Origin of the sequence: Pseudomonas sp. NFPP02, from assembly GCF_900119355.1 — a bacterium.
GTDB classification, from domain to species: Bacteria; Pseudomonadota; Gammaproteobacteria; order Pseudomonadales; family Pseudomonadaceae; genus Aquipseudomonas; species Aquipseudomonas paracarnis.
In genome coordinates this window covers 267,565-286,522 of record NZ_FPJI01000009.1, presented here as the reverse complement: position 1 = coordinate 286,522, position 18,958 = coordinate 267,565, and the positions used below count along the sequence as shown (strand labels likewise).

The following is an 18,958-nucleotide window of genomic DNA, read 5'->3' as shown; positions in this document are numbered from 1 at the left end:
CATCAGTTATATCTGTGTCGGCTGCCAGGCCGTCACGGGAGCAAGCTCCCTCGCCACAGATTTAGCGTCGTGCCGAAGTTGTGTAGATACCTATGCTGCGATAGCGGCGAATCAGTCAGTATTTTCAGTGGCTGACACACCGCTATCGCAGGCAAGCCAGCTCCCACAATTTGGATCTATATTCGGCAATGAGATTTAGCTGGGTTTGATGCGCTCCGACGGCCTGCGCACTCCCGCCACAATCTTGTCCACCGCCTTGGTCGCCGCCACCATGCCGAACGTGGCCGTGACCATCATCACTGCGCCAAACCCTCCGGCGCAGTCCAGCTTCACGCCATCACCGACAAAACTCTTCTGCAAACAGATGCTGCCATCGGGCTTGGGATAGCGCAGTTGCTCGGTGGAAAACACGCAGGGCACGCTGTAATGGCGGGTCACCGTGCGCGAGAAGCCATAATCGCGGCGCAAGGTAGAGCGTACTTTCGACGCCAGCGGATCATTGAAGGTGCGGTTCAGGTCGCACACCTGGATCAGCGTGGGGTCAATCTGCCCGCCGGCACCGCCAGTAGTGATGATCTGGATCTTGCGACGCTTGCACCAGGCAATCAGCGCCGCCTTGGCGTTGACCGCGTCGATGCAGTCGATCACGCAGTCGATAGTCGGGGTGATGTACTCGGCCATGGTGTCGCGGGTGACGAAGTCTGCCACCGCGTGCACGGTGCACTCAGGATTAATACCGCGCAAACGCTCGGCCATCACTTCGACCTTGGGCTTGCCCACGGTGCTGTCCAAGGCATGCAACTGGCGGTTGCTGTTGCTGACGCAGACATCGTCCAGGTCAAACAGCGAAATCTCGCCCACCCCGCAGCGGGCAATCGCTTCCGCCGCCCAGGAACCCACGCCGCCGACGCCGACAATCGCCACATGGGCCGCTTTCAAGCGCTCCAGGCCCTCAAGCCCGTACAAGCGGGCGACGCCTGCAAACCGCGGATCTTCTGTACTCATCATCATTACCCCAAAAACCGGCGCGCATTATAGGGCTACGGAGCGGCAAGTTTTAAGCTACAAGTTACAAGTGAAGAACTTAGATGGAGTTTCGCAGACTAACGTCCGGCTTTTCTCTGTCTGCTGTACGCTCAGGGAAGCGCCAGTGTAGGATGCGCGCCGTTCGGCGCAGGCCGACACCTCTTTCGTTCCGCACCCTTTGGAACCCGACATAACCATGGCATCGCGTAAATTTGGACTCAACCTGGTGGTGGTGCTGGCAATTGCCGCGCTGTTCACCGGTTTCTGGGCGCTGATCAACCGCCCGGTCACCGCTCCCAACTGGCCCGATCAGATCTCCGGTTTTTCCTACTCGCCGTTCCAGCAAGGCCAGTACCCGCAGAAAGGCCAGTACCCTACCGACGAACAGATGCGTCAGGACCTTGCGATCATGAGCAAGCTGACGGACAACATCCGTACCTACTCGGTGGACGGCCCCCTGGGGGATATACCCAAGCTGGCCGAAGAGTTTGGCCTGCGCGTGACCCTGGGGATCTGGATCAGCCCGGACCTTGAGCGTAACGAGCGGGAGATCCAGCGCGCTATCGAGATCGCCAACACCTCGCGCAGCGTCGTGCGCGTAGTGGTGGGCAACGAAGCGTTGTTCCGTGAAGAAATCACCCCCGAAGCCCTGATCGTGCTGCTCGACCGCGTGCGCGCCGCCGTGAAAGTCCCGGTGACCACCTCCGAGCAATGGCACATCTGGGAAAAGAACCCGCAACTGGCCAAGCACGTCGACCTGATCGCCGCGCACATCCTGCCGTTCTGGGAATACATCCCAATGGACAAGGCCGGCCAGTACGTTCTCGACCGCGCCAAGGACCTGAAGAAAGCCTTCCCGAAAAAGCCACTGCTGCTATCGGAAGTGGGCTGGCCGAGCAACGGCCGTATGCGCGGTGGCAATGAGTCGTCGCCGGCCGACCAGGCGATTTACCTGCGTACGCTGGTCAACAAGCTCAACCGCCAGGGTTACAACTACTTTGTGATCGAGGCCTTCGACCAGCCGTGGAAGGTCAGCGACGAAGGGTCGGCGGGTGCGTATTGGGGTGTATTCAATGCCGCGCGCCAGCAGAAATTCAATTTTGACGGCCCGGTGGTGGCGATTCCGCAATGGCGGGTACTGGCCATCGGTTCGGTGGTGCTTGCGCTGCTGTCCCTGACCCTGTTGATGATCGACGGCTCGGCCCTGCGCCAGCGGGGCCGTACCTTCCTGACCTTCATTGCGTTCCTGTGCGGGTCGGTGCTGGTCTGGATCGGCTACGACTACAGCCAGCAATACAGCACGTGGTTCAGCGTGACGGTCGGGGTGTTGCTGGCACTCGGCGCCCTGGGCGTGTTCATTGTGTTGCTGACCGAAGCCCATGAGCTGGCAGAAGCGGTGTGGACCCACAAGCGTCGGCGTGAATTCCTGCCCGTGGAAGGCGACTCGGACTACCGCCCGAAAGTGTCGATCCACGTGCCGTGCTACAACGAGCCACCGGAAATGGTCAAGCAGACCCTCGACGCCCTTGCCGCCCTCGACTATCCGGACTACGAAGTCCTGATCATCGACAACAACACCAAGGACCCGGCGGTGTGGGAGCCGGTGCGCGACTACTGCGAAACCCTCGGCCCGCGCTTCAAGTTCTTCCACGTCGCGCCCCTGGCCGGTTTCAAGGGCGGCGCGCTGAACTACCTGATCCCGCACACCGCCAAGGATGCCGAAGTGATCGCAGTGATCGACTCGGACTACTGCGTATCGCCGAACTGGCTCAAGCACATGGTGCCGCACTTCGCCGACCCGAAAATCGCGGTAGTGCAGTCGCCCCAGGATTACCGCGACCAGAACGAAAGCACCTTCAAGAAGCTCTGCTACGCCGAATACAAAGGCTTCTTCCATATCGGCATGGTCACCCGTAACGACCGTGACGCGATCATCCAGCACGGCACCATGACCATGACCCGCCGCTCGGTGCTCGAAGAGCTGGGCTGGGCCGACTGGTGCATCTGTGAAGACGCCGAACTGGGCCTGCGCGTGTTCGAAAAAGGCTTGTCGGCGGCGTACTACCACGACAGCTACGGCAAGGGCTTGATGCCGGATACCTTTATCGACTTCAAGAAACAGCGTTTCCGCTGGGCCTATGGCGCGATCCAGATCATCAAGCGCCACACCGCCAGCCTGTTGCGCGGTAAAGACACCGAACTGACCCGTGGCCAGCGCTACCACTTCCTTGCGGGCTGGTTGCCGTGGGTGGCCGACGGCATGAACATCTTCTTTACCGTCGGCGCCCTGTTGTGGTCTGCGGCGATGATCATCGTGCCGACTCGGGTCGACCCGCCATTGCTGATTTTCGCGATCCCGCCGTTGGCGTTGTTTGTGTTCAAAGTCGGCAAGATCATCTTCCTCTATCGTCGTGCGGTAGGTGTGAACTTGAAAGATGCGTTCTGCGCGGCACTGGCCGGGTTGGCGCTGTCTCATACCATCGCCAAAGCGGTGTTGTACGGCTTCTTCACCAGCAGCATTCCGTTCTTTCGTACACCGAAAAACGCGGATAACCACGGCTTCTGGGTGGCGATTTCCGAAGCCCGCGAAGAAATGTTCATCATGCTGCTGCTATGGGGCGCGGCGCTGGGGATCTACCTGGTGCAAGGCCTGCCGAGCAATGACATTCGCTTCTGGGTGGTGATGTTGCTGGTGCAGTCGCTGCCGTATGTGGCGGCGCTGATCATGGCGTTCTTGTCGTCGCTGCCCAAACCTTCGACGGCGCCTGAGGCTGCGCCGGCGGCGTAAAAAGTCACGCGATGCACTAAACGGCGGCCCTTGGCCGCCGTTTTGCTATAAGATAACGGCCCTTTTGCGTGCCTTACACCCATCACTGTAGGAGCGAGCTTGCTCGCGAAAATCGTTAACGATAACGCGGGCATCCTGAATGCACGCGGTGCCCTTGAGTTTTTCGCGAGCGAGCTCGCTCCTACAGTTAGAACGTCGCCGCCTCGATTTCCGGAGTTCCCCCCATGACGGCCCATGCCGACCTTTCGCCGACCCTTCAACTTGCCATCGACCTGATCCGTCGCCCGTCGGTCACGCCGATCGATGCCGATTGCCAGAAGCTGATGATGCAGCGCCTGGGCGACGCCGGTTTTGCGCTTGAACCGATGCGCATCGAAGATGTGGATAACTTCTGGGCCACCCACGGCAAGCACGAAGGCCCGGTGCTGTGCTTTGCCGGTCACACCGACGTGGTGCCGACCGGCCCGGTACAGGCCTGGCAGAACGACCCGTTCGATGCGTTGATCGATGACAACGGCATGCTCTGCGGCCGTGGGGCGGCGGACATGAAAGGCAGCCTGGCGGCGATGCTGGTGGCGGCGGAACGTTTCGTCAGCGACTACCCGGACCACAAGGGTTCGGTCGCCTTCCTGATCACCAGCGACGAAGAAGGCCCGGCGCACCACGGCACCAAGGCCGTGATCGAACGCCTGGCCGCACGCAACGAGCGCCTGGACTGGTGCATCGTCGGCGAACCGTCGAGCACCAGCCTGGTGGGCGACGTGGTCAAGAACGGCCGCCGTGGCTCCCTCGGCGCCACCTTGACAGTGCGCGGTGTACAGGGCCATGTGGCTTACCCGCATCTGGCAAAGAACCCGATCCACCTGGCCGCACCGGCGCTGGCCGAACTCGCTGCCGAGCATTGGGATGACGGCAACACGTTCTTCCCGCCAACCAGCTTCCAGATTTCCAACCTCAACTCCGGTACCGGCGCCACCAACGTGATCCCGGGTGACCTGACGGCGGTGTTCAACTTCCGTTTTTCCACCGAGTCCACCGTCGAGGGCCTGCAACAACGCGTCGCGGCCATTCTCGACAAACATGGCCTGGACTGGCACGTGGAGTGGGCGCTGTCGGGCCTGCCGTTCCTCACCGAGCCAGGCGCTCTGTTGGATGCAGTGTCGGCCAGCATCCTGGCGATCACCGGGCGCGAGACCCAGGCGTCTACCAGTGGCGGTACTTCCGATGGGCGCTTCATTGCAACGTTGGGCACCCAGGTGGTCGAACTGGGCCCGGTGAACGCGACGATCCACCAGGTCAATGAACGCATCCTGGCCAGCGACCTCGACGTGCTGACCGAAATCTACTACCAGACCCTGATCAAGTTGCTCGCCTGATGCTTGCCTGCCCCATTTGCAGTGCACCGCTCAATACCGTGGACAACGGCGTGGCGTGCCCGGCCGGGCACCGCTTCGACCGCGCGCGCCAGGGTTATTTGAACCTGTTGCCGGTGCAGCACAAGAACAGCCGCGACCCAGGCGACAACCTGGCCATGGTCGAGGCGCGCCGCGACTTCCTCAACGCTGGCCACTATGCGCCAGTGGCCAAGCGCCTGGCCGAACTGGCCGCCGAGCGTGCACCGCAGCGCTGGGTCGACATTGGGTGTGGCGAGGGTTACTACACCGCGCAAATTGCCCAGGCCCTACCCCACGCCGATGGCTATGCCCTGGATATCTCCAAGGAAGCGGTCAAGCGCGCGTGCAAACGCAACCCGGCGCTGACCTGGTTGATCGCCAGCATGGCCCGCGTGCCATTGGCCGATGCCAGCTGCCAGTTCCTCGCCAGCGTGTTCAGCCCGTTGGACTGGCAAGAGGCCAAGCGCCTGCTCAGTCCCGGCGGTGGTTTGATGAAGGTCGGCCCGACCAGCGGCCACTTGATGGAACTGCGCGAGCGTCTTTACGACGAGGTACGCGAGTACACCGACGACAAACACCTGGCCCTGGTGCCGGACGGTATGAGCCTTGCTCACAGTGAAACCCTGGAATTCACCCTGAGCCTGGCCGAAGCCCAGGACCGCGCCAACCTGCTGGCGATGACGCCCCACGGCTGGCGGGCCAGTGCCGAGCGCCGCCACGAGGTGATCGAGGCGGCCGAGCCGCTGCAGGTCACGGTGTCGATGCGTTACGATTATTTCGTGCTTCAATGACTGACGTTCACCCACCCGCGAATGGATTTTCGAATCCCGCAACGAGGAACATCCATGCGCCAACCCGATATTGAGATTTACCTGAAGGACGCCGACGTCGATCACAAGGCCATCGCCGCCTGGCTGGGTGCCGCCCTGGGCCCGTGCACCGATTGGGTCCAGAAAGGCCAGACCTACAAGTGCAAGGCCGGCAGCGTGCCGGTGACCTGGCTGCCCAAGGCGGTGGGCAAATGGAACAGCCTGTACCTGGAAAGCGACCAGACCCCGTGGGACGACGACATCGCCTGCGCCCGCGCCGCGTTTGCCGCGCTGAACGTCGAAGTGCGTTGCGCACCGGGCACCTGGGTTGAGGAAGAAGGTGAAGAAAGTGCCGACACCTGGATTCGCATCAGCGTAGACGGTGAAGAACAGATCACCTGGAAGACCGCCTGAAGATCGTTCCTACGCTCTGCGTGGGAAAGTAGCCTGGGACGCTCTGCGTCCCAAAGCGTGACGCGGAGCGTCACAAGAGGCGTTCCCACGCAGAGCGTGGGAACGATCAAACAAAGTTGTTACAGGCCGACCACATCCTCCGCCTGCAAGCCCTTCTCGCCGGTCACCACGGCGTATTCCACCTGCTGGCCTTCTGCCAACGAGCGGTGGCCTTCACCGCGAATGGCGCGGTAGTGCACAAACACATCCTTGCCATCTTCACGCTGGATAAAGCCGTAGCCCTTTGCATCGTTGAACCACTTCACATTGCCGGTTTCGCGCGTTGACATCTGTTCACTCCCACTGGTTTTTTATTGTTGAGTCGCTCGCATTGAACTGCCGAGTATAAGACAGGCTCAAAAACCATCAACTCAACTTTACATCGCTGCTTTTTTGCCGATTTTCGGCGAATACGGCACACTACCCGCCCGAGCGCCTGCTCGGTTTTTTCCACTTGAAGCAGCTCGCCTATGACCCGCTCCCCGTTCCGCCGTCTGGTGTTTGGCACCTTGCGCCGACTGTTGTACCTCTGGGTTCGCTCAGAGACGATCAACCAGTCGTCCCTAACCCTCAACCTGGACCGCAGCCGGCCGGTTTTCTACGTCCTGCAATCACCCTCCCTGACCGAGTTGGCGGTGGTCGATGCCGAGTGCACCAAGGCTGGCCTGCCACGTCCGGTGCTGCCGGTGTCGGTGGGGCCGTTGATGGAGCCTGCGGCGTTCTTCTACCTCACGCCGGATCCGGATTGGCTCGGCCGCCAGGACAAGCGCGGTGCGCCGCCCACCCTGACGCGCTTGGTCAACACCCTCACCGACCACGCCGAAGAGAATGCACAAATCATTCCGGTCAGTGTGTTCTGGGGCCAATCCCCCGAAAGCGAGTCCAGCCCGTGGAAGCTGTTGTTCGCCGACAGCTGGGCGGTCACCGGGCGTCTACGCCGGTTGTTGAGCATCCTGATCCTGGGGCGCAAGACTCGCGTGCAATTCTCCGCGCCTATCAACCTGCGTGAATTGATCGAGCACAATAAAGGTCACGAACGCACCGTACGCATGGCCCAGCGCATCCTGCGTGTGCACTTCCGTAACCTGAAGACGGCAGTGATCGGCCCCGACCTGTCCCACCGCCGTAATCTGGTCAAGGGCCTGGTCAATATGCCGCTGGTACGCCAAGCCATTGCGGATGAAGCCGAACGCGAAAAGATCGCCCCGGAAAAAGCCAAGGCCCTGGCCCTGCGCTATGGCAACGAGATTGCCTCGGATTACACCTACACCGCGATCCGCTTCCTGGAAGTGGTATTGAGCTGGTTCTGGAACAAGATCTACGACGGTATCAAGGTCAATAACATCGAGGGCGTGCAAAAGGTGGCCCAAGGCTACGAGGTGATCTACGTGCCTTGCCACCGCAGCCACATCGACTATCTGCTGCTGTCCTACCTGCTGTTCAAGAACGGCCTGACCCCACCGCACATCGCCGCCGGCATCAACCTCAACATGCCGGTGATCGGCAGCCTGCTGCGCCGTGGCGGTGCGTTTTTCATGCGCCGCACCTTCAAGGGCAACCCTTTGTACACCTCGGTGTTCAACGAATACCTGCACACCCTGTTTACCAAGGGTTTCCCGGTGGAATACTTCGTCGAAGGCGGCCGCTCGCGCACCGGGCGCATGCTGCAACCGAAAACCGGCATGCTGGCGATCACCTTGCGCAGCTTCCTGCGTTCCTCGCGCATGCCCATCGTGTTCGTGCCGGTGTATATCGGCTATGAGCGCGTGCTCGAAGGCCGCACTTACCTGGGCGAACTGCGTGGCGCGAGCAAGAAGAAAGAGTCGATCTTCGATATTTTCAAAGTGGTCGGCGCGCTCAAGCAGCGCTTCGGCCAAGTGGCGGTCAACTTCGGTGAGCCGATCAAGCTGGCGGAGTTCCTCGACGCCGAGCAACCGGACTGGCGCGCCCAGGAACTGGGGCCGAACTACAAACCGGCCTGGCTCAACGAAACCACCAATCGCCTCGGCGAACAGGTGGCGCGTCATTTGAACGAAGCCGCTGCGGTGAACCCGGTGAACCTGGTGGCGCTGGCCCTGCTGTCCACCACCCGCCTGGCCCTGGATGAACAGGCCATGGCCCGCCAGCTGGACCTGTACCTGGCGCTGTTGCGTCGTGTGCCCTACTCGCCCCATACCACTTTGCCGGAGGGCGATGGCCTGGCGCTGATCAAGCACGTCAAGGACATGAACCTGTTGTCCGAACAGAGCGACGCCCTGGGCAAAATCGTTTATCTGGATGAGCAGAATGCCGTCCTGATGACCTACTACCGCAACAATGTGCTGCACATCTTCGCCCTGCCAGCGTTGCTGGCGAGCTTCTTCCAGAGCAGTTCGCGCATGACCCGCGAACAGATCCTGCGCTACACCCACGCGCTCTACCCGTACCTGCAATCGGAGCTGTTTATCCGTTGGTCGCTGGAGGATCTGGACAGCGTGGTCGACCAGTGGCTGGACGCGTTTGTCGAACAAGGCCTGCTGCGTTTCGAAAACGCCGTATACCTGCGCCCGGCGCCGAGTTCGCGGCACTTTGTGCTGCTGACGCTGCTGTCCAAGAGCATCGCCCAGACCCTGCAACGTTTCTACATGGCGATCTCGTTACTGCTCAACAGCGGCCAGAACAGCATCAGCGCCGAAGAGCTGGAAGACCTGTGCACGATCATGGCCCAGCGCCTGTCGATCCTGCACGGCCTCAATGCCCCGGAATTCTTCGACAAGAGTCTTTTCCGACATTTTATCCAGACGTTGCTGGAGCAAGATGTGCTGCGCCGCGATGAAGCCGGCAAGCTGGGCTATCACGACCTGCTCGGCGAACTGGCCGAAGGCGCCGCCAAACGCGTACTGCCGGCGGATATTCGCCTGTCGATCCGCCAGGTTGCCTTGCACCGCGTGGACGGCGCAGCCGAGGCTGCGGCCGAACCGGTTGCCGTCAACCCTGAAGCAAAGCGCTAGACTGAATGAGGCGCCGGGCGGATTCCGGCGCCGTTGAAAAGGAGCCGCACCTTGAAAAAACTCATCTTCCTGGGCCTGACCGCCCTGCTCGGAGCCTGCCACTCGATGACCCCAACCCCGAAGGCCAGCCTCGACGGCGAAGTGTTCTACCTGCAACGCATCGCCCTGCCGCCAGCCGCCACCTTGAGTGTCAGCCTGCAGGACGTGTCCCTGATGGACGCCCCGGCCGTGGCCCTCGCCGAACAGAAAGGCCCGGTCAAAGGCCAGGTGCCGCTGCCGTTTCACCTGAGCTATGACCCGGCCCAAGTTAAGCCAGGCCACACATACTCGGTCAGCGCTCGCATCGAGCTGGACGGCAAGCTACTGTTTATCACCACAGAGCGGCACACCGTGCAGCTCAACGGCCAGGACCCACAACCGCTGCGCCTGCGCGTGGATGCGGCTGCACACTGATCATTCCCACTTCATAAGGAAGCGCCCATGCTCCGCAAATCTCTTCGCCTCACCGCCCTGTGTGCTGGCTTGCTATTCGGCGCCAGCGCCATGGCCCTGGATCTCGGCAGCCTGTCCCAGGGTGACGCCAGCGGCGGCCTCAAGGATGCCTTGACCCAAGGTGCACAGATTGCTGTGAAACAACTCGGGAAGCCCGGTGGTTTCAGCAACAACCCGGACGTGAAGATCGGCCTGCCGGGCAAACTCGGCAAAGTCGCCGACAAGTTGAAAATGTTCGGCATGGGTGACCAGGTCACGCAGCTGGAAACCAGTATGAACAAAGCAGCAGAAACCGCCGTGACCCAGGCCCAGCCGATCCTGGTCAACGCTGTGAAGAACATGAGTGTGACCGACGCCAAGGGCATTCTCAGCGGTGGCCAGGACTCCGCCACCCAGTACCTGAACAAAAGCAGCCGTGAAGAGATTCGCGCCAAGTTCCTGCCTATCGTCAAGGCCGCCACCGACAAAGTCGGCGTGGCCCAGCAGTACAACGCCCTGGCCGGCAAGGCCGCGGCCTTTGGCGCGGTGGATGCCAAGAGCGCCAACGTTGAGAACTACGTGACCGAGCAGGCCCTGGATGGTTTGTTCAAGATGATTGCGCAGCAGGAAGAAACGATTCGCAAGAATCCAGCGGCTGCGGCTACCAGCTTGGCCAAGAAGGTATTTGGCGCGCTGTAAAACCTGCCGATCTGCCCTGCCCCCCCACAAGCGCCTCGTATTCTCGAGGCGTTTGCGCAAAAAAGAGCCTCAAAGTCAGTAATTTATGGCCGCCTTCATGACAATCGTCAGCTCAACGGTTTTTATGTAGCAACACTTCGGAGGGGGCTCGGGATTGCACTCTTCAGGAGGTTTGGGCATGCAATACTCAGGGGGTTTGGGTTTGCATTCCTCAGGAGGCTTGGGTCTGCATTCCTCAGGAGGTTTGGGTCTGAAACTCTCAAGGGGCTTGGGTTTGCAATACCCAGGGCGCTTGGGCTTACAACGTTCAGGAGGGCTGGGTTTACACTGTTCAGGAGGTTTTGGCCTGCTGGGCGGACGCAGAAAAGCCTTCAAACTAGCTATACACATGGCGAACTCCTTAAATTCATTCCAATCACTACTGTTTGTGCCGACGAGCAAGAGCAGTAGGTACCTGCCAACCAGGTAACATTGAGTGGCAATCAATAAGGAAAGGTTCCTAGCCCCGTGTAGTGAGCTTCCTATCTCTCACATAGGAAAATTGCTCATTCTGCCGCATGCCAACGGTGAGGGGGCGCGTACGCTCTACGCCCCGACAACCGAGATGACAGCCTGATTATCCAGCGTCCTTTTTGACGCGAAACCACGCGGCATAAAGCGCCGGAAGAAAGAGCAAGGTCAATGCCGTAGCCACGATCAACCCTCCCATGATCGCAACGGCCATCGGCCCGAAGAACACACTGCGCGACAGCGGAATCATCGCCAGCACCGCCGCCAGTGCCGTCAGAACAATCGGGCGAAAGCGTCGAACCGTAGCTTCGATAATTGCCTGCCAAGGTGTCAGGCCGGCCTTGATGTCTTGCTCGATCTGGTCCACCAAAATCACCGAGTTCCGCATGATCATTCCCGACAACGCGATGGTGCCAAGCATGGCGACGAAGCCGAAGGGTTGGTGGAATACCAGCAGGAACAGGGTCACGCCGATCAGCCCCAACGGTGCGGTGAGAAAGACCATCGCCGTGCGCGAAAAGCTGCGCAGTTGCAGCATCAGCAAGGTCAGCACCACCACGATAAACAGCGGTACGCCGGCCTTCACCGAGTTTTGCCCACGCGCTGAATCTTCAACCGTGCCGCCCACTTCCAGCAGGTAGCCATCCGGCAGTTCGGCACGTACATCGGCGAGCGTCGGCAAGATCTGCTGCACGAGGGTCGCCGGCTGTTCCTTGCCATAGATATCGGCCCGCACAGTCACCGTGGGCAAGCGGTTGCGATGCCAGATGATGCCTTCTTCGAAGCCATATTCAAGGGTGGCAATTTGCGACAGCGCCACGCTTTTACCATTGTCGGTGGGCACGGCAAGGCTCGGCAGGCGCGACAGTTCGCTACGCTCATGCACCGTGCCGCACAGGAGGATCTCGATCAATTCGTTGTCCTCACGGTACTGGCTGACGCTGGAGCCGGTGAGGGAACTCTGCAGGAATTTCGCCAGGTTGGCGGTGCTCACGCCGAGGGCGCGGGCACGGTCCTGGTCGATATTCAGGTAGACGATTTTGCTCGGCTCTTCCCAGTCCAAGTGCACATTGACCACATGGGTATTTTCGCGAACCTTGGCCGCCACTTTGCGCGCCAGCGCGCGCACCTCTTCGATGTGCTCGCCGGTCACGCGAAACTGCATCGGGTAGCCTACGGGTGGGCCGTTCTCCAGCCGTGTGACACGCGAACGCAGGTCGGGAAATTGCTCGTTGAGGGTTTCGATCAGCCAGGTGCGCAGGCTTTCTCGCTCCTCGATGGTGTTAGCCAACACCACAAACTGGGCGAAGCTGGCAGCGGGCAATTGCTGGTCCAGTGGCAGGTAAAACCGCGGCGAACCGGTGCCCGCGTAGGCGACATAGTTGTTGATGCCGGCATGCTCCTTGAGCAACGCCTCCAGGCGTTTGACCTGTTCGGCGGTGTTGCTGAGCGAAGCGCCCTCGGCCAGTTTCAGGTCGACCATCAACTCCAGGCGACCGGAAGCCGGGAAGAACTGTTGCGGCACGAAGCGGAACAGTGCAACCGAGCCGATAAACAGCAGCAAGGTCAGCACGATCACGGTTTTACGCCGTTGCACGCACCACTCCACCAGACGTCTTACACGCTGATAGAAGGGCGTGCCGTAAGGGTCCGGGCCGTCGGTACCGTGTTTGGCGGCGTGAATCTTCGCCAGGTCGGGCAGGAGTTTTTCCCCCAGGTACGGCACAAACACCACGGCTGCCACCCAGGAGGCCAGCAGTGCGATGGTCACCACCTGGAAGATCGAGCGGGTGTATTCCCCGGTGCTCGATTGCGCGGTGGCAATTGGCAAGAAGCCCGCCGCCGTGATCAGGGTGCCGGTGAGCATAGGGAACGCGGTGCTGGTCCAGGCGAAACTCGCAGCCTTGAGCCGGTCGTAGCCCTGCTCCATTTTGATCGCCATCATTTCCACGGCGATGATCGCGTCATCTACCAACAAGCCCAGGGCCAGGACCAAGGCGCCAAGGGAAATCTTGTGCAGGCCGATGCCCAGGTAATACATGCTGGCAAAGGTCATCGCCAGTACCAGCGGAATCGTCAGGGCAACGACCATGCCGGTGCGCACGCCGAGGGAGAAAAAGCTCACCAGCAAAACAATCGCCAACGCTTCAGCCAATACCTGGACAAACTCGCCGACGCTGGTCTTTACCGCTGCTGGTTGGTCCGACACTTTGCGCAGCTCCATCCCTGCCGGAAGGTTCTTTTGCAGGCGTGCGAATTGCGTTTCAAGGGCCTTGCCCAATACGAGGATGTCGCCACCGTCGCGCATGGCCACGGCCAGGCCGATGGCATCTGCGCCCATGTAGCGCATACGCGGTGCCGGTGGGTCGTTGAAACCTCGATGGATGTCAGCCACGTCACCGATGCGGAAAGTGCGATCCCCCACACGTATCGGAAAGTTGCGGATCTCTTCCACCGTCTTGAAGTTGCCAGAAACGCGCAATTGCACGCGCTCGGTAGGGGTTTCAAAGAAGCCGGCGGTGGAGACCGCATTTTGTTCCTGCAACGCCTGCTGGACCGCGGCCAAAGGCAAGCCGAGGGTGGCGAGCTTGAGATTGGACAGCTCGATCCAGATCTTCTCGTCCTGCAAGCCGAGCAGCTCGACCTTGCCCACATCCGGGACGCGTTGCAGTTGGATCTGGATACGGTCGGCGTAGTCCTTGAGCACGGCGTAGTCGAATCCGTCGCCGGTCAGGGCGTAGATATTGCCGAACGTGGTGCCGAACTCATCGTTGAAAAACGGCCCCTGGATATCCGGCGGCAAGGTGTGGCGGATGTCGCTGATTTTCTTGCGCACCTGATACCACAGCTCGGGAATCTGCGCCGAACGCATCGAATCACGGGCAATAAAGGTGACCTGGGATTCACCGGGGCGGGAGAACGACACGATGCGTTCGTACTCACCAGTCTCCATGAGTTTTTTCTCGATTCGCTCGGTGACCTGGCGCGATACCTCCTGGGCCGTGGCCCCGGGCCAGTTGGTCTTGATCACCATGGCCTTGAAGGTAAAGGGCGGGTCTTCGCTTTGCCCCAGCTTGGTGTAGGACAAGGTGCCAACCACGGCCAGCAGGATCATCAGGAACAGTACGATCTGGCGATTACGCAACGCCCATTCGGAAAGATTGAAACCCATGGGGACTACTCCTTGGCCGCCAGATTAACCACACGGTTGGAGCGGTCCACCGGGCGCACTGACTGGCCCTCATGAAGTACATGCACGCCTGCGGCAACCACCCAGTCGGTGGCGGCCAATCCTTCCAGTATCGGTACGGTGTTTTCGCCAAAGGCACCAATGCGCACGGGAGTGCGTTCAAGGGTGTTGTCCGGTTGTACGCGCCAGACGTAGGACGCGCCGTTTTCGGCACTCAGGGCGGACAAGGGTACCGACAGCGCAATGACACCGTCGGCCTGGATGAAAACCCGCGCACTTTGGCCCAGTTCGGCGGGCACTTTGCCGCCGGTGAAGGCCACACGCGCCGCGAAAGTGCGGGATTTGGGATCGGCCGCGGGAGACAGCTCACGAATGCGCCCGGCAAAACGTTGCTCTGGCTGGCTCCATAACTCCACCGACACTGGCTGGCCGACCTTGAAGCGGCCAAAGCCCTGTTCAGGCAGGCTGATCAACACTTCACGCTCGCCATCGGTGGCCAGGGTGAACACGGTCTGGCCAGCGGAAACCACTTGCCCCACTTCGACCGCACGCTTGGCGACCACCCCGTCCTGAGGCGCACGCAGCACGGCGTAGCCGGCCTGGTTGCTCGACACATCGAACTCGGCCTTGATCTGCTTGAGGCGTGCTTCACCGGCCCGGTAGAGGTTTTCGGAATTGTCGTACTGCGACCGACTGACCATCTGCCGGTCCATCAAGGTCTTGTAGCGATCTCGCTCCGCACGCACCAGGCTGAGATTGGCCTCTGCAGCGGCTACTTGAGCGCGGGTCGCTTCCAGTTGCAGGCGCACGTCCTGGGGGTCGAGTTCGGCCAGCGGCTGGTTGGCCTTGACCCGCTCGCCCTCCTCCACCAGGCGCTTGCTGACTTTACCGCCGATGCGAAAGGCCAGGTCCGGCTCATAACGGGCACGCACCTCACCGGGGTAGCTGTCCATCGCCTGTGCCGAAGGCTGCGGTTGCACCACCATGGCCGGACGTACGGTGGTCTGGGCCGCTTCTTCATGGCCGCACGCGGCCAACAGGAAGACCAGGCTGACAGGCAAAGCAAGGGGCAGGAAAGCGCTGCGCATGCTGAAGGACCTTTCGCAAATAGAGCTTGGAATAATTATACTGGCCGGTATGTTATTAATACCAAACTCACCAGTCCAGTATTAAAGGTGAAAATGTCCGACAATCCTCTGAACACCGCAAGCCCCGGGCGTCCCAAGGACATGGCAAAACGCCAGGCAATCCTCGAATCGGCGAAATCGCTGTTCCTGGACAAGGGTTATGCGAACACCAGCATGGACGCCGTTGCCCTGGCGGCCGGCGTATCGAAGCTCACGGTCTACAGTCACTTCACCGACAAGGAGACGCTGTTCACCGCTGCGGTGGTGGCCAAATGTGAAGAGCAGTTGCCGGTGATGTACTTCGAGCTTCCCGAAGGCATGCCCGTCGAGACGGTGTTGCTCAACATCGCACGCGGCTTTCATCGGCTGATCAACAGCGAGGAGTCGGTAAACCTGCATCGCCTGATGATGACCACCGGCAATCAGGACGTGAAACTCTCCCAGATCTTCTTCAACGCCGGCCCCATGCGCATGCTGCAAGGCATGGAGCGCCTGCTCGGCAAGATTCACCAGGGCGGCGCCCTGAGCATCGACACACCGTTCAAAGCCGCGGAGCACTTCTTTTGCTTGCTCAAGGGCACGGCGAACTTTCGTTTGTTGTACGGGTGTGGCGGGCAATTGAGTGCGCAAGAGGCCGAGGAGCATGTGCAGGACGTGGTGAAGTTGTTTATGCGGGCCTATCGCAGCACGGGGCTCGACAGCACTGCATAGGCGGTAGCAACCGACGGTAACCACGATGCGAAGCGAGTCGCTCTTGATCTGCTCTTGATCTGCTTTTGATTTTGATCTTAAGCGCCCCGTCAAACCACGCTGGCCGGAATTCGACAGGGATTTGGGGGGTAAACCGGCAGGGATGCCGGTTTAGCCGCCCCGCGCCATGGATGGCGCGTGGCGGCGGCCCCCCAAATCACTGGCGGATTACGGGCACACCGAGCCTAAGCGAGGTGCCGAGTGGTGGGGCAAGAGCGTTTTGCTTACTTTGGCCTGGGCCGGCATCCCGGCTTTTGCAAAGTGAGCCGCCGTCAGGGCGGAACCCTAAGTGTAGCGGCTCGCGTTTGAAAACACGCGGGCTCGCATTCAGCGGCATTTCTGGCTCACATTAACTGCAACCAGCCAAAGGCTCCGGCTCACATTAATTGCAAATGGGCTTGCATTCGACGCCGTAGACTCGCGTTCCATTGTGACGGGCTCACATTATCTGCAAATGACCGGCAGTGGTTGCGGTCACAGAGGTGCGCTCCCCCCACCGTCAAGCTCAGAGCCGTATCGTAAGGAATAGTGACCACTACCGTTTGTCGGTCACGATATGCATAAGTGCATTTTTTGTTACCCCTCGACACTGGACACCCATACAGTATTAATGCGATATGGTGAAAAGTGGAGAAGACGGGGATTCTCGTTCGTTGAGCTTCTCAAAAACTGACAACCCAAGAGGCGAAGCCGTTCATCAGAGAGTAGTAAGGCAACGAGAGAACCATCCGTCCATCCTACTGAGATGTACAAAGCTCTTATGCTGTACCTAGCGAAAAGGAGAATTCACTATGGCTAATGGCGATACGATTCATCTGCCAGAAATTGAAATCAATGCTATTAATAAATATGAACCTCAGACATTCGGAGGGGGTGGTGGTGACAGTGATTTTTCACATAGTCACACCGGACAGCTCATTAACGTTGCAACGCGTACTTATGTGCTTAACACATACCCTCCCATCATTTCCCAGAATGTTAAGGACCAGGAAGCAAGCTTTGCAGCGAATCTTCAGTCGATGCCTGAATCTATTGCACAAAGCATTACTGCAATAGAACAAAATGAAGGCAGTCCCGCGAGCGAAGTCGAGAAAATCGAACAGCATATTCGTTCGGTAGATACGCTAACTGCTCAAAAAGCACAGGCTGCTGCTGCTCAAAAAGTGATTGCTGATAAGTACTACTATGGAGACTTCTTTTATTATCCGACGATGCAGTTTATTAAAGATGCAATCAGCGGAAGCAAGACAAATTACCCTCCGGATAAAAATTATAAAGAATGGTACGCCTCACTTGAGGCTTCGTATGCTGCAAAATATAGCAACCGCGAGATCGACTATTTGAATGCCCTGAAGCAGAACCTTCAGGCACAGGCTAATCAAGCACGTGCAGACGCCGAGGCTAAACGTATTGCCGATGAGGCGGCAGCTGCGGAAGCCGCAAGGTTTGCCAAACGCGTGGCTGATGAGGCAGCCGCTGCTGAAGCGGCGCGAGTCGCGGCAGAGGCAGAAGCTAAGCGTATCGCTGATGAGGCCGCTGCAGCAGAAGCTGCCAGGTTAGCCGCCGAAGCTGAAGCCAAGCGCATTGCTGATGAAGCGGCCGCTGCAGAGGCAGCAAGAATTGCTGCTGAAGCTGCAGCACTTAAAGCCGCTAATACGTATAGGCTGCCCGCTGACGGTGCGAGTCAGTTAAGTACTGCGGCTGGCTCTATCGCCATTACTGCCGGTTCAGGTCTTACGCTGGATGCGGCTATTCAGGCTGCAAAGGTAGCCTTAGGCACTGTTGTAAGTGCTGCCACGGCAGTGGGCATTGGCGCGCTGGTCTATTCACCATCACTGGGTAATGGTGAGCTACCTTCGACCATGCTTAACACGCCGGCCAAGGATTTAGCGCCTAATCTTCCCGAAAATCTTGCCGAGATCGCCGCGGCGGGAGGAACTGTGGATGTGCCCTACCGAATTTATGGCGATCAGTCCAAATACTCGGTAGTGGCCACCCAGCCCACTGGAGGGTTAGCACCTAACGTCCCGGTAAGAGCGCTAGTGCTTGATCCTGTGGCCAATGCCTATACGTTCACTACAACTGACTCACCACCGATCACCCTGACGTTCCCAATCGCAGTACTAGGTAATAGCTCGACGGCGACGCCTGCGCAGCCTGTCGAAACCCCGGTGTATACCGGGATTACACTGACACCGATTGAGGTCAAAGCTGAGCCGTTTCCGGTAGTCGGCCAGTTGGATATTCGGGACGCTATTTACGTTTACCCCGCAGATTCGGGTTTACCGCCGATTTATGCGGTATTTAGTAGTCCGTACGAAGGGGCTACCACCAAAGGTGAGCACAGCGGTCGGATGTACAATCCTGATAAGGCGGGCGGACCCATTCAGAGTCTAGACTGGACAACCGCAGCGGTGACTCAGGAAGGTATTGACCTCGTTAAGCTGCATACGAGCAGATTCGACCCATCGGACGCAAATGTTGTGATGATTGACCGTCTGGAAAAAATCCTAACTGGCGAATTGGCCATTACCGATGTCGATAAGCGATTTTACACCCATGAGATTCGTGAGCTAGAGCGGTATAGGGCTCTAGGTATAGCGGATGGAGTGAAACCGAACGACGATGGCGCCACTTGGAATAATACTCATGCCGCGACTTTAGAGGATTTCAAGCTTAAAGATGCTGACGAATTACTCTATACGCCAGAAGCTATAGTCGCAGAAAACAAACAAATATACGGAGAATAAC

The 18,958-nt window shown here is 59.3% G+C and carries 13 protein-coding genes; 9 read left to right on the top strand and 4 right to left on the bottom strand.

Translation table 11 applies throughout. The annotated features are described in order from the left end of the window. Positions 1-195: 195 nt before the first annotated feature. Complete coding sequence (gene tcdA / locus BT204_RS17875; RefSeq protein WP_034126824.1) at positions 196-1,011, bottom strand: tRNA cyclic N6-threonylcarbamoyladenosine(37) synthase TcdA; 816 nt, start codon at positions 1,009-1,011, stop codon at positions 196-198. 211 nt (positions 1,012-1,222) lie between these two features. On the opposite strand from tcdA, the gene BT204_RS17870 reads away from it, so the two are divergent. From BT204_RS17870 to BT204_RS17855, 4 genes are all read left to right on the top strand, one after another. Continuing rightward, the gene (locus BT204_RS17870; protein ID WP_034126823.1) at positions 1,223-3,814 is read left to right on the top strand and encodes a glycosyltransferase; all 2,592 of its coding nucleotides are present in this window, start codon (positions 1,223-1,225) and stop codon (positions 3,812-3,814) included. Between the two features lie 224 nt (positions 3,815-4,038). Beyond that, positions 4,039-5,190: a succinyl-diaminopimelate desuccinylase gene (gene dapE / locus BT204_RS17865; protein WP_072447683.1), complete on the top strand. Its 1,152-nt coding sequence runs from the start codon at positions 4,039-4,041 to the stop codon at positions 5,188-5,190. After that, positions 5,190-5,999, top strand: coding sequence for a putative RNA methyltransferase (locus tag BT204_RS17860; protein WP_057975999.1), 810 nt, complete (start codon positions 5,190-5,192; stop codon positions 5,997-5,999). The genes dapE and BT204_RS17860 overlap by 1 nt, the downstream gene beginning before the upstream one ends. Positions 6,000-6,053: 54 nt before the next feature. After that, positions 6,054-6,431, top strand: coding sequence for a hypothetical protein (locus BT204_RS17855; protein WP_014717220.1), 378 nt, complete (start codon positions 6,054-6,056; stop codon positions 6,429-6,431). Between the two features lie 119 nt (positions 6,432-6,550). On the opposite strand, the gene BT204_RS17850 is transcribed toward BT204_RS17855, so the two are convergent. Continuing rightward, positions 6,551-6,760, bottom strand: a complete 210-nt coding sequence (locus tag BT204_RS17850) for a cold-shock protein (RefSeq protein WP_034126819.1) — start codon at positions 6,758-6,760, stop codon at positions 6,551-6,553. Positions 6,761-6,940: 180 nt separating this feature from the next. Between BT204_RS17850 and plsB the strand changes: the two genes are divergently transcribed. The 3 genes from plsB to BT204_RS17835 are packed head-to-tail and all read left to right on the top strand — an operon-like array spanning position 6,941 to position 10,630. Beyond that, positions 6,941-9,460, top strand: coding sequence for a glycerol-3-phosphate 1-O-acyltransferase PlsB (gene plsB, locus BT204_RS17845; protein ID WP_072447681.1), 2,520 nt, complete (start codon positions 6,941-6,943; stop codon positions 9,458-9,460). Positions 9,461-9,511: 51 nt separating this feature from the next. Continuing rightward, a complete protein-coding gene (locus BT204_RS17840) occupies positions 9,512-9,913 on the top strand; it encodes a YbaY family lipoprotein (protein ID WP_072447679.1) in 402 nt (133 codons plus the stop codon). Positions 9,914-9,940: 27 nt separating this feature from the next. Beyond that, the gene (locus BT204_RS17835) at positions 9,941-10,630 is read left to right on the top strand and encodes a DUF4197 domain-containing protein (RefSeq protein ID WP_072447677.1); all 690 of its coding nucleotides are present in this window, start codon (positions 9,941-9,943) and stop codon (positions 10,628-10,630) included. Positions 10,631-11,246: 616 nt separating this feature from the next. Here BT204_RS17835 and BT204_RS17825 read toward each other — a convergent pair. Together BT204_RS17825 and BT204_RS17820 are read right to left on the bottom strand one after the other, a co-directional pair. Next, positions 11,247-14,312, bottom strand: a complete 3,066-nt coding sequence (locus BT204_RS17825; RefSeq protein WP_072447674.1) for an efflux RND transporter permease subunit — start codon at positions 14,310-14,312, stop codon at positions 11,247-11,249. Between the two features lie 5 nt (positions 14,313-14,317). After that, entirely contained in the window at positions 14,318-15,418 is a 1,101-nt protein-coding gene (locus tag BT204_RS17820) for an efflux RND transporter periplasmic adaptor subunit (protein ID WP_072447672.1), read from the bottom strand. A 93-nt stretch (positions 15,419-15,511) separates the two neighbouring features. Here BT204_RS17820 and BT204_RS17815 point away from each other — a divergent pair, with 93 nt between their 5' ends. Beyond that, positions 15,512-16,168, top strand: a complete 657-nt coding sequence (locus tag BT204_RS17815; protein WP_034126815.1) for a TetR/AcrR family transcriptional regulator — start codon at positions 15,512-15,514, stop codon at positions 16,166-16,168. An 830-nt stretch (positions 16,169-16,998) separates the two neighbouring features. Continuing rightward, positions 16,999-18,957, top strand: coding sequence for an S-type pyocin domain-containing protein (locus tag BT204_RS17810; protein ID WP_175550976.1), 1,959 nt, complete (start codon positions 16,999-17,001; stop codon positions 18,955-18,957). Position 18,958 lies beyond the last annotated feature (1 nt).

Bases quoted from the DNA above. Each gene is read 5' to 3' on its own strand.
- tcdA (WP_034126824.1), bottom strand. From the start codon at position 1,011: ATGATGATGAGTACAGAAGATCCGCGGTTTGCAGGCGTCGCCCGCTTG.
- BT204_RS17870 (WP_034126823.1), top strand. From the start codon at position 1,223: ATGGCATCGCGTAAATTTGGACTCAACCTGGTGGTGGTGCTGGCAATT.
- dapE (WP_072447683.1), top strand. From the start codon at position 4,039: ATGACGGCCCATGCCGACCTTTCGCCGACCCTTCAACTTGCCATCGAC.
- BT204_RS17860 (WP_057975999.1), top strand. From the start codon at position 5,190: ATGCTTGCCTGCCCCATTTGCAGTGCACCGCTCAATACCGTGGACAAC.
- BT204_RS17855 (WP_014717220.1), top strand. From the start codon at position 6,054: ATGCGCCAACCCGATATTGAGATTTACCTGAAGGACGCCGACGTCGAT.
- BT204_RS17850 (WP_034126819.1), bottom strand. From the start codon at position 6,760: ATGTCAACGCGCGAAACCGGCAATGTGAAGTGGTTCAACGATGCAAAG.
- plsB (WP_072447681.1), top strand. From the start codon at position 6,941: ATGACCCGCTCCCCGTTCCGCCGTCTGGTGTTTGGCACCTTGCGCCGA.
- BT204_RS17835 (WP_072447677.1), top strand. From the start codon at position 9,941: ATGCTCCGCAAATCTCTTCGCCTCACCGCCCTGTGTGCTGGCTTGCTA.
- BT204_RS17825 (WP_072447674.1), bottom strand. From the start codon at position 14,312: ATGGGTTTCAATCTTTCCGAATGGGCGTTGCGTAATCGCCAGATCGTA.
- BT204_RS17820 (WP_072447672.1), bottom strand. From the start codon at position 15,418: ATGCGCAGCGCTTTCCTGCCCCTTGCTTTGCCTGTCAGCCTGGTCTTC.
- BT204_RS17815 (WP_034126815.1), top strand. From the start codon at position 15,512: ATGTCCGACAATCCTCTGAACACCGCAAGCCCCGGGCGTCCCAAGGAC.
- BT204_RS17810 (WP_175550976.1), top strand. From the start codon at position 16,999: ATGGCTAATGGCGATACGATTCATCTGCCAGAAATTGAAATCAATGCT.